The following is a 25,527-nucleotide window of genomic DNA, read 5'->3' on the forward strand; positions in this document are numbered from 1 at the left end:
GGGTAGAGACATGCCAAAACGTACAGACATACAGAGCATTCTGATCCTGGGTGCCGGCCCCATTGTGATCGGCCAGGCCTGTGAATTCGACTACTCCGGTGCCCAGGCCTGCAAGGCCCTGCGCGAAGAAGGTTATCGCGTCATTCTGGTCAACTCCAACCCGGCCACCATCATGACCGATCCAGAGATGGCCGATGCCACTTATATCGAGCCCATCGACTGGCAGGTAGTGCGCAAAATCATCGAGAAGGAGCGGCCGGATGCGGTGCTGCCCACCATGGGTGGCCAGACCGCACTGAACTGTGCGCTGGAGCTGGAAAAGCACGGTGTGCTGAAAGAGTTCGGCGTGGAAATGATCGGTGCTACCGCCGACGCCATCGACAAGGCCGAAGACCGCTACCGCTTTGACAAGGCGATGAAGAGCATCGGCCTGGAATGCCCCCGTGCCGGCATTGCCCATAATATGGACGAAGCCTACGGTGTGCTGGATCAGGTGGGTTTCCCCTGTATCATTCGCCCCAGCTTCACCATGGGCGGCACCGGTGGCGGCATTGCCTACAACCGGGAAGAATTTGAAGAAATTTGTACTCGTGGTCTGGACCTGTCGCCCACCAACGAGCTGCTGATCGACGAATCCCTGATCGGCTGGAAAGAGTACGAGATGGAAGTGGTGCGGGATCGCAATGATAACTGCATCATCGTCTGTGCCATTGAAAACTTCGACGCCATGGGTGTGCACACCGGTGACTCCATCACAGTGGCGCCGGCCCAGACCCTGACCGACAAGGAATACCAGCTGATGCGCAACGCCTCCATGGCGGTGCTGCGTGAAATTGGTGTGGAAACCGGCGGTTCCAACGTGCAGTTTGGTGTGAACCCCAAAGACGGCCGCATGGTCATCATCGAGATGAACCCCCGTGTGTCCCGCTCTTCCGCGCTGGCCTCCAAGGCCACCGGTTTTCCCATCGCCAAAATTGCCGCCAAGCTGGCTGTCGGTTACACCCTGGACGAGCTGCAGAACGACATTACCGGCGGCCGCACTCCGGCATCCTTTGAGCCGGCCATCGATTATGTGGTGACCAAGGTTCCGCGCTTTAACTTTGAAAAGTTTGCCGGTACCAACGATCGCCTGACCACACAAATGAAGTCGGTGGGTGAAGTCATGGCCATCGGCCGCAACTTCCAGGAGTCAGTGCAGAAAGCCCTGCGCGGCCTGGAAACCGGCATGAACGGCTTTGATCCCATTGTTGACCTGAACGATCCGGAAAGCCTGGCGCGCATTCGCCATGAGCTGCAGGATCCGGGTGCCGAGCGTATCTGGTACATCGCCGATGCTTTCCGTGCCGGCATGAGCGTGGACGGTGTGTTCAAGCTGACCAACGTTGACCGCTGGTTCCTGGTGCAGATTGAAGAGCTGGTGAAGCTGGAAGAACAGGTAAAAGACGCTGGTATGGCCGGCCTGACTCCCGAGCTGCTGCGCGCCCTCAAGCGCAAGGGCTTTGCCGATGCCCGTCTGGGCAAGCTGCTGGGCGTGGCCGAAGGCGAAGTGCGCAAGCTGCGTCACCGCCATGAAATCTTCCCGGTATACAAGCGGGTGGATACCTGTGCCGCCGAGTTTGCCACCAACACCGCCTATATGTACTCCAGCTACGACGAAGAGTGTGAGGCCAATCCGTCCGATAAAGACAAAATTATCGTACTGGGTGGCGGCCCCAACCGTATTGGTCAGGGTATCGAGTTCGACTATTGCTGCGTGCACGCTTCTCTGGCACTGCGTGAAGACGGTTACGAGACCATTATGGTCAACTGTAACCCCGAGACCGTCTCCACCGACTACGACACCTCCGACCGTCTCTATTTTGAGCCGGTGACCCTGGAAGACGTGCTGGAAATCGTACGGGTCGAGCAGCCCAAGGGCGTGATCGTGCAGTACGGCGGTCAGACTCCGCTGAAACTGGCACGCGCTCTGGAAGCAGCCGGTGTGCCTATTATCGGCACCAGCCCCGACGCCATTGACCGGGCTGAAGACCGCGAGCGCTTCCAGCAGGCGGTGGATCGTCTGGGCCTCAAGCAGCCTCAGAATGCGACTGTGACCGCTCTGGATCAGGCCGTAAATCTGGCTGTTGATATCGGTTATCCGCTGGTGGTGCGTCCGTCCTATGTACTGGGTGGCCGCGCCATGGAAATCGTTTATGACGAGCAGGATCTGCGCCGCTACTTCAACGAAGCGGTCAGTGTATCCAACGAGTCGCCGGTACTGCTGGACCGCTTCCTGGATGACGCTACCGAGGTAGACGTAGATGCCATCTGCGACGGCAAGGACGTGGTGATTGGCGGCATCATGGAGCACATCGAGCAGGCCGGCGTTCACTCCGGTGACTCCGGTTGTTCACTGCCTCCCTATACCCTGAGCCAGTCCATTCAGGACGAGATGCGTGAGCAGGTACGCAAGCTGGCACTGGAGCTGGGCGTTGTTGGCCTGATGAACGTGCAGTTCGCGGTCAAGGGCAACGATATTTACCTCATCGAGGTCAACCCCCGTGCCGCCCGTACCGTGCCCTTCGTGTCCAAGGCCACCGGTGTGCCCCTGGCCAAGGTGGCAGCCCGCGCCATGGCCGGCAAGTCGCTGGCGGAGCAGGGCGTGACCGAGGAAATTATTCCGCCTTACTACTCCGTGAAGGAAGTGGTGCTGCCGTTTAACAAGTTCCCCGGCGTTGATCCGCTGCTGGGCCCGGAAATGCGCTCTACCGGTGAGGTGATGGGCGTGGGTGAAACCTTTGCTGAAGCCTTTGGCAAAGCTCACCTGGGTGCCGGCAAGGCCGTACCGAAGGAAGGCCGTGCGCTGCTGTCTGTGCGTCACAGCGACAAGCAGCGGGTGGTTGACCTGGCCGCCAGCCTGATTGCCGCCGGTTATCAGATTGATGCCACCCACGGCACCGCCGTGGTATTGGGTGAAGCCAATATCAATCCGCGCCTGGTGAACAAGGTGCATGAAGGTCGTCCGCATATTCTTGATCGCATCAAGAACAATGAGTACACCTACATTATTAACACCGCGGAAGGTCGTCAGGCTATTGAAGACTCCCGTCAGCTGCGCCGCGGCGCGCTGGCGCAGAAGCTGTCTTACACCACGACCCTGAATGGTGGTTTTGCCACCGTGATGGCCATGGAGCACGACGCTACCGAGTCAGTCATTTCCGTACAGGAAATGCATGCCCGGGTGGCCAGCGGCAAATAAGCCGGGGTCACTTGAAGTCAAAAGGCACCTTCGGGTGCCTTTTTTAGTGCTGTACAAAAAACATTCAGTTTATTTGTCGATAGTGTTTGACGCCATGCCTCCACTACCGTAGAGTGCACCTCAGCAAGATTCTCAAGTCAGCGCAGCATCAGTACTTTGTTGGTCCTTACGGCTCCATAGTCACCACGCTTCCTTATTTGATTTATTGCGGTTCCGGGCATTTGCCCATTCATATGTTTTAAAAGGAAAGTATACATGGCTACTGGCACTGTAAAATGGTTCAACGAGTCCAAAGGTTTTGGTTTCATCACTCCCGCTGACGGCGGCAAAGATCTGTTTGCCCATTTCTCCGAAATCGTTGGCACCGGCTTTAAAACCCTGGCCGAAGGTCAGCAGGTATCCTACACCCCGGCTGAGGGTGCCAAGGGTCCTCAGGCTTCTCAGATTCAGGTTCTGTAATCATTTTTAAATGATTTAAAACCTAAAAAAACCCGCTTCGGCGGGTTTTTTACGTTTCAGGCCCGGGTCAGCCGGCGGGTGCCGTCAGCTCGCCCCTGAGGCTTTGCCCCATCAGCCGGCGCACTTCATCAGCCGGCAGATTTTTGCTCAGCAGATAATGCAGTTTGGTCAGAGCGGCTTCCGTGGTCATGTCATAGCCCGACAGCACACCGGCGTTAGCCAGTGCCTTACCGGGCGCATAGCCTTCCATGTTGACCGAGCCGCGGCGGCATTGCGTGAGGTTCACAATGATCACTCCCCGTGCCGACGCTTCACTCAGCAGCTCCAGCATGGCTGTGCTCTGGGGAGCATTACCCACGCCGTAAGACAGCAGCAGCAGGGCCTTCACCGGCTGGCGCAGCAGGTTGGCGATGACCTCTGCACTGATCCCCGGATAGAGCGTGACCACCCCAATGGGCTGAGGCGTAATGGCACTGACGGTAAGCGGCTTGCCGCTGGACTGACTTAGCCTGCCCGCCTCAAGACTGATATGAATACCGGCATTGAGCAGAGGCGGAAAGTTGGGCGAGTCAAAGGCATTAAAGCCATCGGCGTGCACCTTGCTGGCCCGGTTACCCCGGTACAGCTGGTTATTAAAGAACAGGCCCACCTCATGAATGGGGTATTCGGCAGCAATATAAAGCGCATTCAGCAGATTATTGCGGCCGTCTGAGCGTAGCTCTACCAGCGGAATTTGTGAGCCGGTCACGATTACCGGCTTGTCCAGATCTTCCAGCATGAAAGACAGCGCAGAAGCGGTAAATGCCATGGTATCGGTGCCGTGCAGCACCACAAAGCCGTCATACTCGTCGTAGTGAGCACGAATATCATCAGCAATGTGCTGCCAGTCGGCAGGGGTCATGTCTGAAGAGTCAATTAAGGGATCATACTCACTGATATGATAAGCAGGCATTTCCGGCCGGTGCAGTTCGGGGGTGGCGGCCAGACTGTCAGTCATAAAGCCCGCCAGGGGCACATAGCCCCTGGCGGATTTCTGCATGCCGATGGTGCCGCCGGTGTAGGCGATATAGATTTTTTTGCGGCTCATTAAAACTCCTGACACTCAACACACAGCACATACTGGCCACGGATATCGTTAAACTGGCTCAGGGTATTCAGCTCGTTATTCAGTTGCTCAGCCGCCGGTCGTAGTACCTCGGGCAGAGCGGTCTGAAGCAGCGCCTGTGCATCCAGTCTGGAGTCCAGCAGCTGAGCCATCAGCAGCTCTTTAGGAGAGCGGGGCAGTTGTACCGGTTTTATCCGGTATTCACCCAAGCCAGCCAGCTCGGCGGCACCGGCCAGGGCATCATCAAGATACCCCAGCTCATCGACCAGCCCCAGGGCCTGAGCATCACTGCCGGTCCATACATGGCCCTGAGCGGCGGCTTCCACCTGCTTGGGCTCAAGTTCACGTCCTTTTGACACCAGGGTGACAAATTGATCGTAGGTGTGCTCTACACCCAGCTGGATCAGCTCCTGGGCATGCTCGGGCAGGCCGGTGGTCAGGCCGGCACCGACAAAGTCGGTAGTGCCCACGCCATCGGTATTCAGGCCCAGCTTTTCCAGCGCGTCTTCAAAGGTAAGAAACAGACCAAATACGCCAATGGAGCCGGTGAGGGTGGTGGGGGCGGCATAGATTTTATCGGCGTCGGCGGCAATCCAGTAGCCTCCCGAGGCGGCTGTGCTGCCCATGGACACCACCAGCGGCTTGCCGCTTTCCTTGAAGCGCAGCAAGGCAGCGCGGATCTGCTCGGCGGCAAAGGCACTGCCGCCGGGGCTGTCGATGCGAAGTACCAGTGCATTCAGCTCATTGTCACGGCGGGCGCGGTCAATCAGGCGGGACAGCTGTTCATCATTGATGGTATTAGGTGCCGGCTCTCCGCCCATAATGGCACCACTGGCGGTAATCAGACCAATGGCGGGAGCTGTGCTTTTCTCGTTAGCAGCGTAGGTCAGATAGCGGCTTACACCCACGCTTTGATAGGTGCCGGCGGCATGATCCCAGCCGGCTACCTTACTCACTTCCACCAGCATGTCATGACGAGTAGCCAGTTTATCTACCAGTCCCTGTTCCAGTGCATACTGGGCCGGATCACCACCTACTGCCCGAAAGCGGCTTAGCAGCAACTCCTTGCCCGGGCTGATATGATCAGCAGGAATATTACGCAGTGTGCTCACATTATCCTGATAATGCTGCCACAGCTGGCCCAGCCAGCGCAGTGCGTCTTCCCGGCTCTCAGCGGACATGTCATCGCGCAGATAGGGCTCCACAAACGACTTGTAAGTGCCCACTCTGAACACATGGGGCGTAATATCAAAACGCTCAAAGGATGATTTGTAATGCAGCCGGTATACGCCCAGCCCCTGAATGGTGACGGCACCGGCCGGATTCAGCCAGATCTCATCGGCATGAGCCGCCAGGTAATACTGGCCCTGAGTGTAATAATCGCCAATGGCGTAGACTGGCTTGCCTGACGTTTTAAAGCTTTCCAGAGCAGCGCCGATTTCATCCAGTTTGGTCAAACTTGACTCTGTCATGTTCTGTAGTCTGAGCACGACCGCCTTGATGCTGTCATCGTGGCGGGCTGCAGCAAGTGCCTGCTTGATTTGCTCCAGAGTCAGCGGCGGGGGAGCGCTGTCGCCGGCCAGCCATTTGTTGAACAGGCGGCGCGGACTGCTTTGAATATCCTGCTCCAGCACGGGACCGTTTATTTCCAGTGTCAGCGCAGCACTGGAGGGCAGCACCGGTGCCTCTTTTTCGCCAAAAAATATTACGAAGAAACCCAACAGCCCCAATAAAAAAAACAGGTTGACGATCAGAGAGCGAAAGATGCTCAGCACTCGGCCCAGAGTGCGAAATATCCATTTAATGGCAGACCACATAAACAGCGCCTTAAACAAGAGGGTCGAATTAGTCCATTATGGCGGCAGCATGGTCACAATGCCACGGTCAGCGATGGTAAACGAAGACAACTTCACGAAAAAATGAGTTAAACACGTGTTTGAAATTTGTGCTGGCATCTTCTAATTTAATCAGGCCTTTCCTTTGATTACCGAGAGAGTTTATGCCTGCCTATCCTCATTTGTTGTCTGCTCTGGATCTGGGTTTTACTACTCTGAAAAACCGCGTGATCATGGGATCCATGCATACTGGTCTGGAAGAAGAACGCGGCGGCGTTGACAAGCTGGTGGCCTTTTACCGTGCGCGGGCCGAGGGCGGTGTGGGACTGATTATTACCGGCGGCATCGCCCCCAGCGTTCGCGGCCGGCTGGCACCCAATGCGGCCCAGCTGAGTTTTTGCTGGCAGCTGGCCCGTCATCGCAAGCTCACCACAGCCGTGCATGAGGCGGGCAGCAAAATTGCTCTGCAGATATTGCATGCGGGCCGCTATGCCTTTCATCCTTTTGCCGAGGCACCCTCGGCAGGTAAATCCCCGATCAGCCGGTTCTCTGCCAGTGCCATGAGTGAGCGCCGCATTCGCCGTTGCATTGCCGACTTTGCTGATACAGCAAGCCTGGCAAAGCAGGCAGGATACGACGGCGTGGAAATCATGGGCTCGGAAGGCTATCTCATTAATCAGTTTCTGTGTTCACGCACCAATAAAAGAACCGATGCCTGGGGCGGCAGTGCCGCCAACCGCCACAGACTGGCGCTGGACATAGTCCGTGCTGTCCGTGCCCGGGCGGGACAAAACTTTATTATTATCTTTCGGCTGTCCATGCTGGATCTGGTGGAGCAGGGCTCCAGCCTGGAAGAGGTAATTGCCCTTGGACAAGCGCTGGAGCAGGCCGGCGTTACCCTTATCAATACCGGCATCGGCTGGCATGAGGCACACATTCCCACCATTGCCACCTGTGTGCCCAGAGGGGCCTTCAGCTGGATTACCGAACGCATCAAACAGCAGCTGACCATACCGGTGGTGGCCACCAACCGCATTAATACGCCCGAGGTGGCGGAGCAGATTCTGGCCAGCGGCCAGGCCGATCTGATCTGTATGGCCCGGCCCTTTCTGGCCGATGCGCGTTTTGTGGCCAAAGCCGCCGCCGGCATGCCGGAGCGCATCAATACCTGCATTGCCTGTAATCAGGCCTGTCTGGATCGCGTATTTAATGGTAAGCGTGCCAGTTGTCTGGTCAATCCCTTTGCCTGTTATGAAACCGAGCTGACGGTCACTCCTGCCAAGCATGCCAAAAAGCTGGCGGTGGTGGGGGCCGGACCCGCCGGCCTGGCCTTTGCCTGCACCGCTGCCGAGCGGGGGCATACCGTCACGCTGTTCGAGCAAAGCGGTGTGATTGGCGGCCAGTTTAATTATGCCCGGCGCATTCCCGGCAAAAGCGAGTTTACCGAGACGCTGCGCTATTTTACCCATAGATTGCAGCAAACCGGTGTGACCCTGCGGCTGAATACTCGGGCTGAAGTGCCCATGCTGGCGGACTTTGACGAGGTGATTCTGGCCACCGGTGTCCGGCCCAGGTGGCCGAAACTTGAGGGCATTCAGCACCCGAGCGTGGTCAGCTACATCCAGATATTAAGCGGTGAGGTGATGCCCGGACGCAATGTGGCCATTATCGGTGCCGGCGGCATAGGCGTGGATCTGGCCCATTTTCTGGTGGCCGAGCCTGAGCCAAGCCTGAATGACTGGTTACAGGCGTGGGGCATTGATCGCCAATATCGTCAGCCCGGCGGCCTGATGCCGGCGTATACGCCCGAGCCCGGGCGGCAGGTGTGGCTGTTGCAGCGCAAGCCCCAGGAGCCGGGGCGAGGGCAGGGCAAAACCACCGGCTGGATCCACAAGGCCGGGTTGCGCCACCATGGTGTGCATCTTTGGGGCGGTGTCACTTACACCCGCATTGACGATCAGGGGCTGCATATAGAGCGCAATGGCACAGCAGAATGCCTGCCGGTGGATCAGGTGGTGATTTGTGCTGGCCAGGAGCCCGAGCAAAGCCTGAACGCCGCCCTTGAGCAGACCGGCAAGCCGGTACATGTCATTGGCGGAGCCCATGTGGCTGCCGAGCTGGATGCCGAGCGCGCCATTCGCCAGGGCACAGCGCTGGCACTGCGCATATAGCCTTTATGACCGGCCTTCGGGCTGTTATGGTAGCGCGGTCTGAATACAGGAGAACATCATGGACGCACAGGAACTGTTACTGAACCGCCATTCCAACCCTCGTCTGATTGCGCCGGCCCCCGCCGGTGAGCAGCTCAATACCCTGTTTCGTGCCGGCCTGCGGGCACCGGATCATGCCGGGCTGACCCCCTGGGAATTTATTGTGTTTGAAGGCGAGCAGCGCAACGCTCTGGGTGATGTACTGGCCGCTGCTGCCAAAGCTCAGGGCGAAAGTGAAGATGCCATCGACAAGGCCCGCCATGCTCCCTTGCGTGCGCCCATGGTGATCACTGTGGTGGCCAAGGTGAAAGAGCACGGCAAGGTGCCGCGTCTTGAGCAGGAGCTGTCTGCCGGCTGTGCCCTGATGGCCATGCAGATGGCGGCCCAGAGCATGGGCTTTAACGGCATCTGGCGCACCGGCTGGTTTGCCTTTGATCGCGGTGTTCACCGTGATCTGGGTCTTGAAGAGCAGGATCAGATAGTGGGCTTTCTCTATCTGGGCACGCCGGAAGTGGAAGTACGCCGGCTGCCCGAGCGCGATCCGGCCCAGTTTGTGCGTTACTTCGGCCGTTAAAAACGCCAACTTGCCGCTCAGATGCCGGCCGCTGCCGGCATTTTTTATGGGGCTTTGCTGGCTTCCAGCGCCTGCAGTGCGTCGGGAGTATTGAGGTTATAAAAGGCTTCGGGCATGTCACTAAAGTCCACCGGTACCAGCCGGTGCTGCTCAAACCAGAGCTGTAGCTTACGATCGCCGCCATCCAGATAGTTGCACAGGGAAGGCAGCAGCGACTGATGAATGAGCGCAGTGGCCGCATGCAGCTGAGTGCCGTCATCCACCACGGCAATATCATCATGGCGGTGCACGGCGGCACACAGGCGGGCGGCCAGGCAATCCGGGATCAGCGGGCTGTCGCAGGGTACAAACAGTACCCACTCGCTGGGAGCGTGAGCCAGTCCGGCCTGAAAGCCAGCAAGCGGACCGGCATAAGACAGTTCACTGTCGGGAATAACGGTTGCCAGCTCGCGATATTGCGCCAGGTTGCGATTGGCGTTGATCATTACCTGTCCGGTTTGTGGCTTCAGCCGCGCCAGTAAATGGCAGACCAGCGGTTGCCCCCACAATGTCAGCAGCCCCTTATCGGCTCCCTGCATGCGCAGGCCCCGGCCTCCGGCCAGAATAACAGCAGTAATGTCTTTGGGATCCAGCATCATTCAATCCAGTCAGGTGCTTTTCAATGAATGGTAACTGGTTGCCGTATAAAAACGGAGTGCTGTGGTCACATAAGCCAGTAATTTTAATGGCTTGAGTCCAGGCCTTATCACTTTTACCATGGGTCGTTAATCATCAATAAGGTATAACAATAATGAGTGCTCCTTCCGTGTCGGACGACCCTTTTTACGGGCGTCCTTTTGTTGCTGCCCTGGCGGTAATTGCTCTGCTGCTGGCTGCCGCCAATCTGCGTGGCGGCCTGGTGGTGGTGGGACCGCTGGTAGAGCAGATTCGTGAAGGGCTCAACATCAGCGCCAGCGCCTTCAGTTTGCTGACTACGCTGCCACTGATCTGCTTTGGTATTATTTCCCTGTGTGTGCCGGCCTTGTCACGGCGCTGGGCTCCCCAGACCTTGGCCATCGGCGGTTTGCTGATTATCAGCCTGGGCGTTTTGCTGAGACTGGTAAATAACTACCCAGTAGTGCTCTTGGGCACCCTATTGTTGGGGGCCGCCATTGCCCTGCTGAATGTGCTGATCCCCGGTCTGGTAAAAGCCTTTTTCCCCCGCAAGGTGGGGCTGATGACGGGGCTTTATTCGGTCACCCTGAGCGCCGGAGCCGGACTGGGAGTGTATCTGGCAGTGCCGCTGCTGGAGCGTTTTGGCCACTGGCACTATCCGGTGGCACTGTGGGCGCTGTTGCCGGTGCTGTGCATCTTGTTCTGGCTGCCCATGGTGAAGGTAAAAGGTGTGGGCAAGCCTGCCAATCCGCTAAAAGTCAGCCTGTGGCGCAGCAAAATTGCCTGGGCCATTACCTTTTATATGGGGCTGCAGTCGTTTTATTTTTATTCCATGGCCACCTGGCTGCCGAAAATTCTGCTGGAAAGCGGCCTGACTGCCCATGATGCGGGTACAGCCACCGCCCTGATTAATCTGGTGAGCATTCCATTCAATTTTCTGGTGCCGATAATGGCGGCGCGCATGGCTAATCAGCGTACTCTGGTGCTGGGTATTTTTCTGGCTTCCTTTACCGGCATTGCCGGCCTTTGGTGGCAGCCTGCTACCGCCCCTCTGCTGTGGGCCTCGCTGATCGGCATCGGCTGTGGCGGTGCCCTGAGTCTGGCGCTGTCGTTTTTTGTGCTGCGTGCCACCAATACCGCTCAGGCCACGGCGCTGTCGGCCATGGCTCAGAGCATTGGTTATTTGCTGGCGGCTACCGGCCCGGCAGCGCTGGGGCTTATGCGGGACTGGGAAGGCGGCTGGCAAACGGCACTGGTACTCATGATGGTGCTGCAGTGTGTACAGCTTGTCTGTGGCTTGCTGGCCTCACGACCCGTAAATGTGGTGCCCGATCAGGATAAATAATCTGCTTTGTTGCCCAGCGGCTAGACTTTGCCGCACACATTGTGAGTGGGCTATTAAGGAGATTGTGATGAAACCCGAATCGCTGTTCCTGTCTTTGTTGTGGCTGACGCCGGCCTTGTCGGCACTGGCGGACGCACCGCCGCTGCAGCTGGCATCTGAGTATGCGCCGCACTATAACCCGGCGGATTTTCTGGTCAGCGAAAAACTGGATGGGGTGCGGGCATACTGGAATGGCCGTGAGTTAATGTCCCGGGCCGGCAACGTTTTTGCGGTGCCCGGGTGGTTTATTGAAGGTTTTCCCGATACGCCGCTGGACGGCGAGCTCTGGCTGGGGCGGGGCCGGTTTGCCGAGTTGTCGGCGGCGGTACGCCGGTTTGAACCGCAAGATGAGGAATGGCGTCGGATCCGTTTTATGGTATTTGACACCCCTGACAGCAAGAGACCGTTTGAGCAGCGCTCAGAACAACTTAAGCAGCAGATTGCTTCCCTGAATGTGCCCTGGCTGCAGTGGGTCACCCAACAGCGGGTGAGCGATGCCACTGCGTTGGCCGCTTTGCTGGATGAGATTAACGCCCAGGGCGGAGAAGGCCTGATGCTGCATCATCGTCAGGCGCTTTATACCGCCGGCCGTAATCAGAACCTGCTGAAATTAAAGCAGTTTCAGGATGCCGAGGCCACAGTGCTGGCCTATCTGCCCGGACAGGGAAAATATACCGGCATGATGGGCGCTTTATTGGTGGAAACCGACGATGGCCGTCGCTTCAAGCTGGGCACCGGGTTCAGTGATGAGCAAAGACGCAATCCGCCGGCTTTGGGCAGCACGGTGACTTATCGTTACCGGGGCGAAACCGCCACCGGCTTGCCCCGCTTTGCCAGCTTCTGGCGAGTGCGTGAAGACGCACCCTGACACTGGCATGGTGACGGGCCCGTGAACATCAAGAAGGAACGCCGTTTTGTGTTTGATCGCCTTTAACTGGCAACCGGCCGAGGGCCGTTTGTTACTGCTGGCCAACCGGGATGAGTTTTATGCCCGCCCCACCGAGCCGGCCCGCTGGTGGCCGGACCAGCCTTACCTTTGGGCCGGGCGGGATCTGCAGGCTGGTGGTACCTGGCTTGGCATCACCCGTGCCGGCCGCTTTGCCGCCCTTACCAATGTCCGTGAAGGTGCGCCTCGGGCCGGAAAACGCAGCCGGGGTGAGCTGGTGACCGGTTTTCTTACCGGTCAGCAGGGGCCGGCCGAGTATATGCAGCAAATGCTGCAACACGGGCATGATTATGCCGGCTTTAACCTGCTGGCAGGGGATGTATTGAAGGGCGAACTCTATTATGGCGGCAACCGGACCGGCGCACCGGCTTATGCTCTTGACCCGGGAATATACGGCTTGTCCAATGGCCTGCTCAATACTCCCTGGCCCAAGACGCTGCGGCTGAAGCGCGGGCTGGCAGCCCTTGATCACAAGGACGAAAAAGCACCACTGGCGCTGCTGAGCGACGCTACTCAGGCACCCGATGGCCGCCTGCCCGACACCGGCATTCCCTTTGAGCTTGAGCGGCGGCTGTCGTCGATATTTATCACCGGTGACGACTACGGTACCCGGGCCCAGACGGTGCTGCAGGTTGAACGTAGCCGGGTAACCATCACCGAGCAGGGACGGGGGCCACAGGGCAGCATGCTGGAAACAAGCAGAGCCGGATGGCGGCTCGACGCGCTTACTTGAACGCCGCATTCATGGTTTATTTCCCGGCTTATTAATATGCCCAAGCAGGGCGGCCAGATCCTTGTCTATGTAGCTTTCCTTGACACAGGCGGCCAGGTGGTCGTTGATAAAACGCACAAAATTGGCGGCGGCGTAGGGCAGGCGGCGGTTGCCATGGCACACCAGATACCAGTGGCTGGAGAGCGGAAATTCCGGCAGGGCGGGGCGGCCCAGCCGGTGCTCGCCTTCCAGCGTATGCTCTGACAGCACCGCCAGCCCCAGCCCCTGCTCCACGCTCATGCGAATGACTTCGTTGCTTTCTACCTGCATCACCCGCTTCAGCTGCAAATTACGCTTGCGCAGCCATTCTTCAAACACCAGCCGGGTGGCACTGCCCGGCTCACGCAATAAAAAACGTTCATTAAGCAGTTCGGCAAAAGTCACCGGTGGTTTCTTCACCGCCCAGTGATCCGGCGGTGTGATCAGCACCAGCGGATTATGAATAAAACGGCCACTCAGGGTGTGCTCACCGGTGGGAGGATGGCTGAATAAATAAACATCATCCTGCTGGTGGCGATGGCGCTCCAGAATATAACCCCGGTTGCCCACGCTGATGGACACTTCCACTCCCGGAAACTGGCGGTTAAAGGGCCCCAGCAGCCGGGGCAATATGTATTTGGCGGTGGTCACCACGCCAATGCTGAAGCTGCCACGGGTACCCTGGCGGGCGTCCTGCAGAAAACCGCCAAAATCTTCAAAGCGCGACAGTGACTCCAGTGCCGCATGATACAGCTCGGTGCCGATAAAAGTGGGTTTCATTCTGGTATCCAGCAGGGGCTCACCCACGGCTTCGGCCAGCCGTTTAAGCTGCTGGGACACGGTGGGCTGGGTCAGATGCAGCTCGGCGGCAGCCCGGGATACCGAACCCAGCCGCACCACTGTCACATACACCTGCAGCAGGCGAAAGGTCAGATGACGAACATTCATGGAGTATTATCTATATAAGTGTTATGTAACATTTATTGGCAACTATAACGAAGCCAGCGCAAAATGGCCCTACTTTTCAAAGCCGGCTTCGGCCGGAACACATATTCACAAGCCGTTTTCCATACCAGCAGGTCTTTGACCCTGTTGCAGGCTTAGTTGTGCCTAACAAGCATAGAGAGGAATCATATGCCAGACATAGTGGTGGCGTTTTTTGCGCTGGGCGTGGTGGCGGGGCTGGCCCGCTCCGACTTACAGGTGCCCAAGGCGGCTTACGATACGCTGGGGATACTGCTGATGCTGACCATCGGCTTCAAGGGCGGCTTGTCACTGCATGGCAATCTGCACTGGCAGCTTGTGCCCGAGCTGCTGGCGGTGGCGTCACTGGGCGTATTAATTCCGCTGGCGTGTTACCCGCTGGCGCGCCGGTTGCTGCGTCTGGACAGGGCCAACAGCGCCAGCCTCGCCGCCCACTACGGCTCTGTCAGTGCCGGTACCTTTGCGGTGGCCCTGGCTTATGCTCAGACCCTGCAGCTGGAGATTGCGCCGGAAACCACGCTTTATCTGGTGTTGCTGGAGCTGCCCGCCATTATTGTGGCCATCTCATTGTACAAGCGCCTCTCGGGGCAGGAAGGCGGTGTAAGCAGCGGCAGCGTCTGGCATGAAGCGTTGACCAGCCGCGGGGTAGTGCTGCTCACCGGTGGTGTGCTGATTGGTTACTTTTATGGCCCCGAGCGGGCGGCACCGGTGAGTGAGCTGTTTATTCATGCCTTCAAGGCGCTGCTGGCGCTGTTTTTGCTGGAAATGGGCCTGTGTGCCGCCAAAGCGCTCACTCCTGTGCCCTGGAAGCGTTGGCCTGTGATGCTGTTTGCGCTGCTGGCCCCACTGGCGCTGGCTAGCCTGGGCGCACTGGTAGCCTCAGCCCTTGATCTGCCCGCGGGCAGTGCCCTTATTCTGGTAGCGCTGGTGGCCAGTGCCTCTTATATCGCAGCACCAGCCGCCATCGGGGCTTCCATTGAAAAGGCCGATATTGGTCTGGCCATGCTGGCCTCACTGGCGGTGACCTTTCCCTTTAACGTACTTATCGGCGTCCCCCTCTACGCCCGCTGGCTGGCGGCTTGAGTGATGCGCCTCTGAGTGAGATACGCAGGGGCGTTTTAATCAGAGTGACTTACCTGATATTGAGCACCTTCATACCAGAGGGCCGGGCCCGCATTCTATTCAAGTAGCCTTGCAAACGCCCGGTTCCGACAAGCTCCTTGCCAATGGGAAGGAGTTCTACATAGTCCAGAACGGGGGTCAGCAGAGCATCCGCTATGGTGTAGTTTTGGCCGCAGATAAAAGGATGTTCACCGAGCAGAGTTGTGAGTCTTTGCAGTGTTTGCCGTGCCGCCGGCAGTGTTTTATCTATTCGCTCCTGTCTTATTTTTCCCTCAGGTCCCTTGGGAAAGGCGAATTCCAGTACCAGATCCCTGATCAGTGTCTGGTCAATGTAAATGGAAATTTCGGCGCAGCGTTCATCCAGCTGCGCCCGTTCCAGAATGCTATCGGGTTGCAGGGCTGGCCCTGCAAAACAGGCATCGAGATAGCGACAGATAGTGCTGGTCTCAAACAGTACCCTTTCATTGTGCAGCAGCGCAGGGACCTTGCCATAGGGGTGAATAGTTCGGTGTTCGGAGCTTTTGAACCTGATGCTCTGCCCCTTGGGGGACATGCCATAGCGGTAGGAAATGCCTTTTTCTTCGCAACACAGCATGACCGAGCGAACAAAGCTGCTGAAGGCAGGGCCGAAAATATAGACATTGGGTTCCATAACACTCTCCTTGTTTGATACTCGTGGTCAGTGTGTGTTCAGTTCAAAATATGTTAAAGAACATATTTTGAAAGCATGGCAGAGTATTGGCTGGTATCTAGAGGAGAGCATTATGTCCTGGCCCAGCGAACATCGTGCTGAAACACGTAACCGTATTCTTTATAGCGCCGGCGAGCTTTTTACTGAAAAGGGGTTTTCCGGTGTCAGTATTGATCAAGTGATGGCGTCAGCAGGCCTGACCCGCGGTGCCTTTTATGCTCATTTCAACTCCAAACGGGAGCTTTATGCCGAGGCCATCGTCTTCCGTGCCCAGCAGATGGGCGAAAAGCACCCTTCAAATGCGGATGCGTTAATTCGTGGTTATCTGAGTACAGAGCACCTTAGTCAGGAGAAAGGCGGATGCCCGCTGGCGTTTCTGGTGTCTGATATTGGACAGCAGGATCAGCTGATAAGAGAAAGTTATACATCTATTTTCAAGGAATTAGCCAAAAAAGTTGCCGACAGCTCTCACCAGCCCATGGATGCGTCAACGTTAAGAATCATGGTATTGATGGTGGGAGGGGTTGCAGTGGCAAAGGCCTTGAATGATCCCGATTTATCCCTGGCTGTGCTGGAAGCCTGCTGTGACGGGGCTCTTGATGAACGAAAAACGCTCTCTCCTCATAGGAATAAATAGCTGTTCCAAATGTTGGGAATCGTTACGGTCATTTCAACCCAGAACTTTTAGACAGGCAATGCATTAATTTCACGAAGTGGCAGCGGGGATTGCCGTAGCCGACCATTAAATGCCATGGATGGCATTTTCGAGCGTTACAGGGATGTACTTGTAGCGTGTCGGCGGAGTGCAGCCGCGCTGGCGCTTCGCGCACAGGCCCAAATAAAAAAAGCGGACCTCAAGGGTCCGCTTTTTACGCTGTCCGCGCTGACTTACACCAACTCGCGGTTTTCTTTTTTGGCTGCGACTATGTCTTTCCATACGCCGCGGCAGATCATGATCAATACCAAAAGGGTGAGGGCGGGCCAGATCAGAATGTAGGCTCCCATTATCAGTTCGCTCATCTTAAGACTCCTTGGCAAGTTTGGCGGTCTTCATGGCCGCTGTAGTGGCAGGTGCATCAAAACGATCGTCGTAGTTGCCCACCCGCTTTTTAATCAGCTCAAAATCAAACTTCTGATTATCCAGCAGGCTTACCACCACACACACCAGGGTGCTGACACCGTATGCCAGCAGGGAAGACAGCAGCACGGTATACTCCCGCAGGAAGCCGGTGGCGAAATACATCAGCGCCAGACCGGCGATAATACCGGCAACAAAGCCCGCGTGCCGGCCAAAGAAGCCAAATACCATCAGGCCAATCACCACACCGCCGCCAATGCTTGCCAGCAGTTCGAACAGCACCGCCACGGCACCGGTCATTTCCACCCACTCAAAGCGGGCCACGCAGAACATGATCAGGGCCACTATCACCGAGGAGGTAAAGGCGCGGTTGGTGACCCGGCTCCAGAAGCAGCTGGCAATTACCGGGAACACAATGGCCCCCCAGAGTGCACCTACAAATACCAGCATCACCAGAATATCGAGAGAGAAGCTGGCCAGAACAATGCCCAGCATGGTGGCGACAATCATGGTCAGACGACCAATAAACAGCATGCGTTTGGGGTCTGCCTTGCCTCTGGCAATGTTCTTGCCGTAGACATCGGCCATGATAATGGCGGACAGGGCAGACAGATCCGAGTCGGCGGTAGATGACAGCGAGCCAATTACCAGAATAAAGAACAGGGCAATAAACACCGGTGGCAGATAGCTGGATACCATCTGCGGGATCAGGTTGTTCATATCACCGTTCAGGGGTTCAACGCCGTTGGTCAGCGCCATCAGGCCAATCATGCCCAGGCCAATCACAATGGCACCATACCCCAGCGTGGCGGTGAGGAAGGTAGGCTTGATGTGCTTTTCATTTACCGCAAACAGCCGCTGGGAAATGGTCTGGTTACCAATGGCATAGGCCAGCACCGCCACAAAATAGGGAGCACCCTGATGCAGAATGGCTTCGGTGGAGAAGAGGTTGGCCTGCTCGGCAGTGAGGTTATCAAAGCCGTTCATCACTTCTGCCGGACCGCCCATGGCAAACAGCACCGCAGGAATAATCACCACGGCAATGGCCATGAGTGCAATCAGCTGGGCGAAGTCGGTGAGCACGGAAGCTCGAAAGCCGGACCAGAGGGTATAGCTGAGCACGCCCACACCGGCAATGATCACCCCGGTCTGGAACGACAGCGGCGACAGCACAGACACCAGGGCACCGGCGGCGGTAAAGTTCACCATCAAGCTGATGATGCTGCCCAGCAGGTTGGAAAAGGCCAGGATCAGCTGGCTGGACGAGCCGTGCCGGGCATGGATCACTTCACCCAGCGTATGGGCGTTGGGAGCGAGGGATCGAAAGCGGCGGCCAAAGGGGTAAATAAACAAAATCATCAGGGCACCCCAAAAGCCGTAATGCAGCGGGCCCGACACCCCATAGGTGTAACCCGAGGTGGCGGCGGCATAGAAGGAGGCGGCCCAGATCCAGGTGGCGGTCATGCTGGCCGCCCCCATGCCAAAGCCTACGCTGTGGTTAGACACCATAAAGGCGTCGGTGTCTTCCTGCTCCTTCTTGATGAAGGTGGTAATAAGGTAGGTTCCGCCGTAAAAAGCGGCCAGCAGCAGCAGTACTGTGGTGCTGGAAAATTGATAGAGTTCCAAGTTCATCTCCCTGTCTTGTAAAAACACAGACAAGCACGGGCAAACACACCAGAGGCGGATTGCGGGTGCAGGTTTGGACGACCTGGCTGACGGCAACGGACGTAGAGAACCTGCTGAAGGTTCAGAAAACAAGATAACAGTTTGTTTTGCGGTGAAGCGTTGTGCTTCTTAAAGACGTTGGCGTTAGCCTGGTATTGTGCGGTCGACGGCACGAAAGCGTGCGTCAGGGTAAAGCTTCAATGGCGCCCATCATAAGGCGTTCACCTCCTTAAAATCATCTGTTCAGCCTTGAACGGCCCATACCTTAACGATTGGGTCAGGTATTGTCCACCCTTTCACTGGCCGCAAAACCGGGCTTTCGGTATAATCCGCGCTCCCCCGGATCCACCTAAAACATGCACAACGTTGTTGAACAGGAGTAGTCATGCAAGCAAAAGTTGCCGTCATCATGGGTTCAAAAAGTGATTGGCCCACCATGCAGGGTGCCGCAGAAATCATGGACCAGCTGCAGGTTCCCTATACCGTGGAAGTGGTGTCGGCGCACCGCACCCCAGACCGGCTGATGGAATTTGGTGAACAGGCCGTGGAGCGCGGTTATCAGGTGATTATTGCCGGTGCCGGCGGTGCCGCCCACCTGCCGGGCATGGTGGCCGCCAAAACCCGGCTGCCGGTGCTGGGTGTGCCGGTGCAAAGCAAGGCCCTGAGCGGTCTTGACAGTCTGCTGTCCATTGTGCAAATGCCCAAGGGCGTGGCCGTGGGCACCCTGGCCATCGGCACCTCCGGTGCTTTTAATGCCGGTCTGCTGGCCTGCCAGATGCTGGCCAATCACGATGCCGAGCTGGCCGAGCGGCTGGACACCTTCCGCCATGATCAAACCAGTACTGTGCTGGGCAACCCCGATCCGCGGGAGGAAGCATGAGCCGTATCTGGGTACTGGGTGCCGGTCAGCTGGGCCAGATGCTGAAACATGCGGGCATGCCGCTTAATCTGGACGTGCGTCCGGTTGATATCGAGTCGGAAGACACCTTTCCGCTGCAGGCTCATGAAAAAGTCACCGCCGAGCGCGAGCAGTGGCCCGAGACTGCCGCGACTCGTCAGCTGGCGGCTCATCCGGCGTTTGTTAATCTGAATACCTTTCCCATTCTGGCCGATCGCTACACTCAAAAATCACTGATCGACAAACTGGGGCTGGCCACCGCGCCCTGGCAGCTGGTGGAAACCGACACCACCGCCGAAAGCCTGCATGAGGCGCTGGGCGAGCGGGTGCTGCTCAAGCGCCGCACCGGCGGCTACGATGGTCGCGGTCAGCACTGGCTGCGGGAGCCGGGCCGGGACGCCATTCCCGATGACTGGCACACCCAGGCCATTGCCGAGCAGGCCATCGACTTTGACGAGGAAGCCTCCATCGTCGGCATGCGCGGTGAAGACGGCCAGTGCTATTTCTATCCGCTGACCCTCAACCTGCATGTGAATGGCATTCTGCTGGGCTCGGTGTCGCCGCTGGCGCGTTTGGCGCACCTGCAGGACGAGGCCGAGCGCATGCTCACCACCCTGATGAACGACCTCGACTATGTTGGCGTCATGGCCATGGAGTGCTTCCGCGTGGGCGATCACCTGCTGATTAACGAGCTGGCTCCGCGGGTGCACAACAGTGGTCACTGGACTCAGGCAGGCGCTAATATCAGCCAGTTTGAAGCGCATCTGCGCGCCGTGGCCGGGCTGCCGCTGATTGCCCCTAGCGTCAAAAACACCAGCGTCATGGTGAACCTGGTGGGGACCGAGCGCAACGACGACTGGCTCTCGGTGCCCGGTGCCGAGCTGTACTGGTATGGCAAGGAAGTGCGCCCCGGCCGCAAGGTAGGCCATATCAACTTCTGCCTGAGCAACCCGTCCGACACTCAGGCCGCCCTTGATAAGCTTGAGCCCATACTGCCCGCCAGTTACGGCATAGTGCTCGACTGGCTGCGCAGTCAGCTTAACTGAGCGACTGTTGGTCCAGCATAAAAAGCCCCGCGATAAAGCGGGGCTTTTTGCGTTTAGACCAGTGGCTGGCCCATGCGGTCCTGGGCGATCAGACGCACCACATAGGCCAGTTTGAACAGGGCAGCGGTGAGCACCAGGGTAATATGCATAAAGACGGTGGTGCCCACGGACAGGGACTGTTCACCCAGCCAGGCCATGCTCAGGGAGCCGCAGAACAGCACCAGAAACACCACCATGGAAAGATTGGCCAGAGACAGCAAGCGTTGATTGCTCATAAGTGGTACTCCAAATGTTTGTTTGTGATCACAGTACGCTTGTCTGACCGGTGAGTCAATAAAGTTGATGTTTTTTTGATCTGTATCAAGGCTGTCTGAGCGGGAAGCAAGTTGATATGCTGAACAATAACGTTAAAAAAGACGGAACCGACATGGAAGCAAGGAGTTGGCGCAGCAGAGCGGCCAGATATAAAACGCGGATATGGGCGGCGCTGGTACTGGTGGTGGTGCTGTTCTGGCTGTGGCGGGGGCACTTGTATCAGGCCGCTCGGCAGGCACCTGAGGCGGAGAAAAACAGCCAGAGCCCGGACAGGCAGGAAATCACAGTGCAGGTCACTCAGCTCAGTGCCAGTGACTATCAGCCGCAACGCTTGGTGCAGGGGCAGTTTCAGGCGGAACGTGAGCTGGTGGTGCGGGCCCGTACCGACGGTGTGGTAGAGCAGCTGGCTGAGCTCGGGCAAACCCTGGTCGAGGGCGAGCGGCTGCTGACCCTGAGTCTGGATGACAGGCAGGCCGCCCTCAGCCGGGCCGAGGCTGAGCAAAAGCTCAACGCCGCCGAACTGAAGGCCGCCGAGCGGCTCAGCCAAAAAGGTCTGCTTGCCGACACCGAGTTACTGATGCGCCGTGCTGCTGCCGCCGCCGCCAATGCCGCTCTGGCCGAGGCCCGGCTGGCGCTGGATTACAGCCGGCCAACGGCCCCCTTTGCGGGCACCGTGAATGCCCGCCATGTAGAAACGGGGGATTATGTTCGGACCGGCGATTCCCTGCTGATGCTGGTCAACGATAACACACTGACCCTGAGCGGCTTTGTGCCTCAGCAAAAGGTGGCCGGCTTAACAACCGGTCTGCCGGTAACGGCCACTGCGCTGGATGGGCGAACCCTGTCGGGCACCCTTAGCTTTGTGGCTGCTGCCGCTGACTCCGATACCCGCAGCTTTGCGGTAGAAGCCCGGTTTGACAATCCGCAAGGGCTGCGTCTGGCCGGTGCCAGTGCCGAGCTGACAATTCACCTGCCCGCGCGGTTGGCGCACCGCTTGTCTCCTGCCTTGCTGGCCCTTGATGAGCAGGGGCGCACCGGTGTGCATCTGGTGGATGAGCAAAACCGGCTGCAGCTGGTGCCGGTGACGCTACTGGCCATTACTCCGAATGAAGCCTGGGTGACCGGTTTGCCCGAGCAGGCCCGGGTGGTGACCCGGGGGGCCGGCTTTATTACGCCGGGTGAGGTAGTGGCGGTGCAGGAGTTGCGTGAATGAGGGCGCTTATTCAGGCCGCTGTTTACCGCAGCCGGGCCACGCTGCTGTTTTTTATATTGCTGTTACTGGGTGGCGTGGGGGCCTATCAGGTCATTCCCAAAGAGGCCAACCCGGATGTGACCATTCCCATGATGTATGTGTCCATGGCGCTGGAAGGCATCAGCCCGGAAGACGGCGAGCGCCTGCTGGTGCGGCCCATGGAGCAGGAGCTGCGCACCCTGGAAGGGGTCAAGAAAATGACCTCTACCGCCAGCGAAGGCCATGCTTCCGTGATGCTGGAATTTGATGCCGGCTTTGATCCCAAACAGGCGCTGCAGGAAGTGCGTGAAAAAGTGGATCTGGCACAAAGCGAGCTGCCTCAGGAAGCGGAAGAACCTGTGGTGCACGAAATTAACGTGGCGCTGTTTCCGGTGCTGTCGGTGGCGCTGTCGGGGCCGCTTTCAGAAGGCGAGCTGGTAATGATAGCCCGCCGGCTGAAGGATGAAATTGAAGGCATTGCCGAAGTGCTGGAAGTGGACATAGGCGGTGATCGGGAAGATCTGCTGGAAATTCTGGTGGATCCTCAGGTGCTCGACAGTTACGGCATTGACTATACCCAGCTGTTTAATCTGGTGTCGCGCAACAACCGGCTGGTGGCCGCCGGCAGCCTGGATACCGGGGCCGGCCGCCTGGCCATCAAGGTGCCCGGCGTGATTGAAAACCTCGACGATGTGCTGGGGCTGCCGCTCAAAGTCAGTGGCGACAGCGTGGTCACCTTTGGCGATGTGGCCACCATTCGCCGCACCTTCAAGGATCCCGCCGGCTTTGCCCGCATCAACGGCCAGCCCGGCGTGGTGCTGGAAGTGAGCAAACGCGCCGGTGCCAATATCATCGAGACCATAGAGCAGGTCAAAGCATTGCTGGCGCAGGCTGAGCCGCTGCTGCCCGACGGGGTGGAGATCGACTACATCATGGATCAGTCCACCCAGATTGAAACCATGCTGGCGGACTTGCTCAACAATGTGCTCACCGCCGTGGTGCTGGTGCTTATTCTTATTCTGGCCACCATGGGCGCACGCTCGGCACTGATGGTGGGGCTGACCATTCCCGGGGCCTTTTTTGCCGGTATTCTGGTGATCTGGGGCATCGGCTTTACCATGAACATTATCGTGCTGTTTGCACTGATACTGGTGGCGGGCATGCTGGTGGACGGGGCCATTGTAGTGAGCGAGCTGGCCGACCGCCATCTGCATGAGGGCCAGCCGCCCAAGCAGGCCTGGATCAATGCCGCCCACCGCATGAGCTGGCCGGTGATTGCCTCTACCATCACCACACTGGCGGTGTTTATGCCGTTGCTGTTCTGGCCCGGTGTGGTGGGGCAGTTTATGCAATATCTGCCGGCTACCGTCATTATCTGCCTGCTGGCGTCTCTGGCCATGGCGCTGATATTTTTGCCCACCATGGGCGGGCTGGGCAAAAGCAGCAGTCAGCCCAAAGCGCCTGTGGTGGTGCCGGGCCTCGACCATTACCGCCGCCTGCTGGCATGGCTGCTGCGCCGCCCCGGCCTGACCCTGCTGGGCACCCTTGGCCTGATTGCCCTTATGTATGCGGGTTATGCCCGCTTTAACCACGGGGTGGAGTTCTTCCCTGATATCGAGCCCGACAGTGCCCAGCTGCAGGTGCGCGCCCGGGGCGATTTGTCGGTGTATGAAAAAGACGCTCTGCTGCGGGAAGTGGAAAGCCGGCTGACCGGGCTGACCGAGGTCAAGGCGCTCTATGCCCGCAGTTTTGCCATGGCCGACAACCAGATGGGCAGTGATGTGATTGGTGTGCTGCAGTTTCAGTTTATTGACTGGTATTTGCGCCGGCCCGCCAGCGCCATTCGGGAAACCATGCTGGCGCGCACTGCCGACATTCCCGGCGTGGTACTGGAGTTTCGTGAACAGCAAATGGGCCCGGGTGGCGGCAAGCCGGTGGAAATCCGGCTGTCGGGCAGCGATGAAGCTGCCCTGGATTCGGCTACCGAGCAAGTGCGTGCCGCCATGAATGAGCTGGGCGGCTTTGCCGACATAGAAGATGATCGCAGCCTGCCGGGCATAGAGTGGCGCCTGCAGGTCAACCGGGAAGCGGCTGCCCGCATGGGGGCAGATGTGCTCAGTGTGGGCAATGCGGTGCAGCTGGTGACTAACGGTTTGCGTCTGGCCAGCTACCGGCCTGAAGATGCCAGCGATGAAGTGGATATTCGTGTGCGCTTGCCGGCGCACTGGCGCTCGGTGGATCAGCTCTCCCGGCTGACCCTGAACACGCCCAGAGGCCAGGTGCCCCTGAGCGAGTTTGTCACCCTGACTCCGGCCCCCAAGGTGGGCACACTGCACAGAGTCAACGGCCGGCGCACCGTGACCATCAAGGCCGATATGGCGGAGGGCTTTCGTCTGGATGAGCGCCTGAGTGCCCTGCAGCAGCCCGGGGTAGCGCTGCCGGAAGGGGTGACCCTGACTCTGGCGGGAGAAGATGCGGATCAGCGGGAAGCGGGTCAGTTTCTCAGCACCGCCTTTATAGTAGCGATTTTGCTGATGACGTTAATACTGGTGGTTCAGTTCAACAGCTTCTACCAGACCCTGCTGGTGCTGTCGGCCATTGTGTTTTCTACCGCCGGCGTACTGATGGGACTGCTGCTCAACGGTCAGTCCTTTGGCATTGTGATGGTGGGCATGGGCATCATCGCTCTGGCGGGCATCGTCGTGAACAACAACATTGTGCTGATCGACACCTTTAACCAGCTGAGAGCCGATGGCATGAGTCCGTTTGAGGCGGCGCTGGAAACCGGCTGCCTGCGCCTGCGGCCTGTGCTGCTCACCGCCATTACCACCATACTGGGGCTGATGCCCATGGTGCTGGGAGTGAATGTGGACTTGCTGGCCCCTTCACTGGGGCTGGGCGCGCCGTCCACTCAGTGGTGGACCCAGCTCTCCAGCGCCATTGCCGGCGGTCTGGCCTTTGCCACCCTGCTCACCCTGCTGCTCACGCCTTGCATGCTGATCTTAAGGGACAGCCGGAAACCCTCTTCGAGGGAGCGGTAAGCCGGAAAGCAGCTATAAGCCGGAAAGCAGCTGTAAGCTATAAGCTGTCAGCTATAAGTGGTGCAATCTGTAGGCCCGGATTTATCCGGGAAACCTATGTTCCATGTGACACCGTTTCCCTAATAAATTGGGGCCTACAGGCTATCTTATTTTCTTCCAGCTGGACTGGCCCGAGAAAAGTAGACACCTTCATTTAATGAGAAGGTGTTATGAAATACAAACCCCGCCGTCGCTTTAGCGACACATTCAAACGTGAGGCCGTCGAGGCCTCGCTGTCTACCACCGAGACACAAGCTCAGT

General features: G+C 58.0%; 21 protein-coding genes. 13 read left to right on the forward strand and 8 right to left on the reverse strand.

Annotated features, from left to right (window positions below; all coding sequences use genetic code 11):
• Nucleotides 1-10 precede the first annotated feature (10 nt).
• Both carB and R0I78_RS07115 read left to right on the forward strand, forming a co-directional pair.
• The gene (gene carB / locus R0I78_RS07110) at nt 11-3,238 is read left to right on the forward strand and encodes a carbamoyl-phosphate synthase large subunit (protein WP_317074829.1); all 3,228 of its coding nucleotides are present in this window, start codon (nt 11-13) and stop codon (nt 3,236-3,238) included.
• Nucleotides 3,239-3,493: 255 nt separating this feature from the next.
• Entirely contained in the window at nt 3,494-3,697 is a 204-nt protein-coding gene (locus R0I78_RS07115) for a cold-shock protein (RefSeq protein WP_317074830.1), read from the forward strand.
• 67 nt (nt 3,698-3,764) lie between these two features.
• Here the strand turns inward: R0I78_RS07115 and ansA are convergent, their stop codons facing one another.
• Entirely contained in the window at nt 3,765-4,784 is a 1,020-nt protein-coding gene (gene ansA / locus R0I78_RS07120; RefSeq protein WP_317074831.1) for an asparaginase, read from the reverse strand.
• Nucleotides 4,784-6,619: a signal peptide peptidase SppA gene (sppA, locus tag R0I78_RS07125; RefSeq protein WP_317074832.1), complete on the reverse strand. Its 1,836-nt coding sequence runs from the start codon at nt 6,617-6,619 to the stop codon at nt 4,784-4,786. Before sppA ends, ansA begins: the two co-directional genes overlap by 1 nt.
• Nucleotides 6,620-6,801: 182 nt before the next feature.
• Between sppA and R0I78_RS07130 the strand changes: the two genes are divergently transcribed.
• Nucleotides 6,802-8,808 carry an NADPH-dependent 2,4-dienoyl-CoA reductase gene (locus R0I78_RS07130; RefSeq protein ID WP_317074833.1) on the forward strand — a complete coding sequence of 669 codons (2,007 nt, stop codon included), beginning with the start codon at nt 6,802-6,804 and terminating at the stop codon, nt 8,806-8,808.
• 58 nt (nt 8,809-8,866) lie between these two features.
• The gene (locus R0I78_RS07135; RefSeq protein WP_019934914.1) at nt 8,867-9,421 is read left to right on the forward strand and encodes an NAD(P)H nitroreductase; all 555 of its coding nucleotides are present in this window, start codon (nt 8,867-8,869) and stop codon (nt 9,419-9,421) included.
• A 44-nt stretch (nt 9,422-9,465) separates the two neighbouring features.
• Here the strand turns inward: R0I78_RS07135 and mobA are convergent, their stop codons facing one another.
• Nucleotides 9,466-10,056 (reverse strand): molybdenum cofactor guanylyltransferase MobA, encoded by a 591-nt coding sequence (gene mobA / locus R0I78_RS07140; protein WP_317074844.1) that lies wholly within the window; start codon nt 10,054-10,056, stop codon nt 9,466-9,468.
• A 155-nt stretch (nt 10,057-10,211) separates the two neighbouring features.
• Between mobA and R0I78_RS07145 the strand changes: the two genes are divergently transcribed.
• From R0I78_RS07145 to R0I78_RS07155, 3 genes are all read left to right on the forward strand, one after another.
• Complete coding sequence (locus R0I78_RS07145) at nt 10,212-11,420, forward strand: CynX/NimT family MFS transporter (protein ID WP_019934912.1); 1,209 nt, start codon at nt 10,212-10,214, stop codon at nt 11,418-11,420.
• A gap of 67 nt (nt 11,421-11,487) precedes the next feature.
• Entirely contained in the window at nt 11,488-12,327 is an 840-nt protein-coding gene (locus R0I78_RS07150) for a DNA ligase (RefSeq protein WP_317074834.1), read from the forward strand.
• Between the two features lie 46 nt (nt 12,328-12,373).
• Nucleotides 12,374-13,138: an NRDE family protein gene (locus R0I78_RS07155; protein WP_317074835.1), complete on the forward strand. Its 765-nt coding sequence runs from the start codon at nt 12,374-12,376 to the stop codon at nt 13,136-13,138.
• 9 nt (nt 13,139-13,147) lie between these two features.
• On the opposite strand, the gene R0I78_RS07160 is transcribed toward R0I78_RS07155, so the two are convergent.
• A complete protein-coding gene (locus tag R0I78_RS07160; protein WP_317074836.1) occupies nt 13,148-14,104 on the reverse strand; it encodes a LysR family transcriptional regulator in 957 nt (318 codons plus the stop codon).
• Between the two features lie 186 nt (nt 14,105-14,290).
• On the opposite strand from R0I78_RS07160, the gene R0I78_RS07165 reads away from it, so the two are divergent.
• Complete coding sequence (locus R0I78_RS07165) at nt 14,291-15,223, forward strand: sodium-dependent bicarbonate transport family permease (RefSeq protein ID WP_317074837.1); 933 nt, start codon at nt 14,291-14,293, stop codon at nt 15,221-15,223.
• Between the two features lie 49 nt (nt 15,224-15,272).
• Here R0I78_RS07165 and R0I78_RS07170 read toward each other — a convergent pair whose 3' ends face one another.
• A complete protein-coding gene (locus R0I78_RS07170; protein WP_317074838.1) occupies nt 15,273-15,914 on the reverse strand; it encodes a glutathione S-transferase family protein in 642 nt (213 codons plus the stop codon).
• A 67-nt stretch (nt 15,915-15,981) separates the two neighbouring features.
• Here R0I78_RS07170 and R0I78_RS07175 point away from each other — a divergent pair, with 67 nt between their 5' ends.
• Nucleotides 15,982-16,590, forward strand: a complete 609-nt coding sequence (locus R0I78_RS07175) for a TetR/AcrR family transcriptional regulator (protein WP_317074839.1) — start codon at nt 15,982-15,984, stop codon at nt 16,588-16,590.
• 251 nt (nt 16,591-16,841) lie between these two features.
• Here R0I78_RS07175 and R0I78_RS07180 read toward each other — a convergent pair whose 3' ends face one another.
• Both R0I78_RS07180 and R0I78_RS07185 read right to left on the reverse strand, forming a co-directional pair.
• Complete coding sequence (locus tag R0I78_RS07180; RefSeq protein WP_019934907.1) at nt 16,842-16,973, reverse strand: putative transporter small subunit; 132 nt, start codon at nt 16,971-16,973, stop codon at nt 16,842-16,844.
• Nucleotide 16,974: 1 nt separating this feature from the next.
• A complete protein-coding gene (locus R0I78_RS07185; RefSeq protein WP_317074840.1) occupies nt 16,975-18,663 on the reverse strand; it encodes a sodium:solute symporter family protein in 1,689 nt (562 codons plus the stop codon).
• A 418-nt stretch (nt 18,664-19,081) separates the two neighbouring features.
• Here R0I78_RS07185 and purE point away from each other — a divergent pair, with 418 nt between their 5' ends.
• Together purE and purK are read left to right on the forward strand one after the other, a co-directional pair.
• Nucleotides 19,082-19,576, forward strand: a complete 495-nt coding sequence (gene purE, locus R0I78_RS07190; RefSeq protein ID WP_019934905.1) for a 5-(carboxyamino)imidazole ribonucleotide mutase — start codon at nt 19,082-19,084, stop codon at nt 19,574-19,576.
• Nucleotides 19,573-20,640: a 5-(carboxyamino)imidazole ribonucleotide synthase gene (gene purK, locus R0I78_RS07195; protein ID WP_317074841.1), complete on the forward strand. Its 1,068-nt coding sequence runs from the start codon at nt 19,573-19,575 to the stop codon at nt 20,638-20,640. The genes purE and purK overlap by 4 nt, the downstream gene beginning before the upstream one ends.
• A 53-nt stretch (nt 20,641-20,693) precedes the next feature.
• Here the strand turns inward: purK and R0I78_RS07200 are convergent, their stop codons facing one another.
• Complete coding sequence (locus tag R0I78_RS07200) at nt 20,694-20,915, reverse strand: hypothetical protein (protein WP_019934903.1); 222 nt, start codon at nt 20,913-20,915, stop codon at nt 20,694-20,696.
• Nucleotides 20,916-21,067: 152 nt separating this feature from the next.
• Between R0I78_RS07200 and R0I78_RS07205 the strand changes: the two genes are divergently transcribed.
• Nucleotides 21,068-22,168 (forward strand): efflux RND transporter periplasmic adaptor subunit, encoded by a 1,101-nt coding sequence (locus R0I78_RS07205; RefSeq protein WP_317074842.1) that lies wholly within the window; start codon nt 21,068-21,070, stop codon nt 22,166-22,168.
• The gene (locus tag R0I78_RS07210; protein ID WP_317074843.1) at nt 22,165-25,227 is read left to right on the forward strand and encodes an efflux RND transporter permease subunit; all 3,063 of its coding nucleotides are present in this window, start codon (nt 22,165-22,167) and stop codon (nt 25,225-25,227) included. Before R0I78_RS07205 ends, R0I78_RS07210 begins: the two co-directional genes overlap by 4 nt.
• Nucleotides 25,228-25,527 lie beyond the last annotated feature (300 nt).

This window comes from Oceanimonas sp. CAM02 (assembly GCF_032842915.1).
Classification (GTDB): Bacteria; Pseudomonadota; Gammaproteobacteria; order Enterobacterales; family Aeromonadaceae; genus Oceanimonas; species Oceanimonas smirnovii.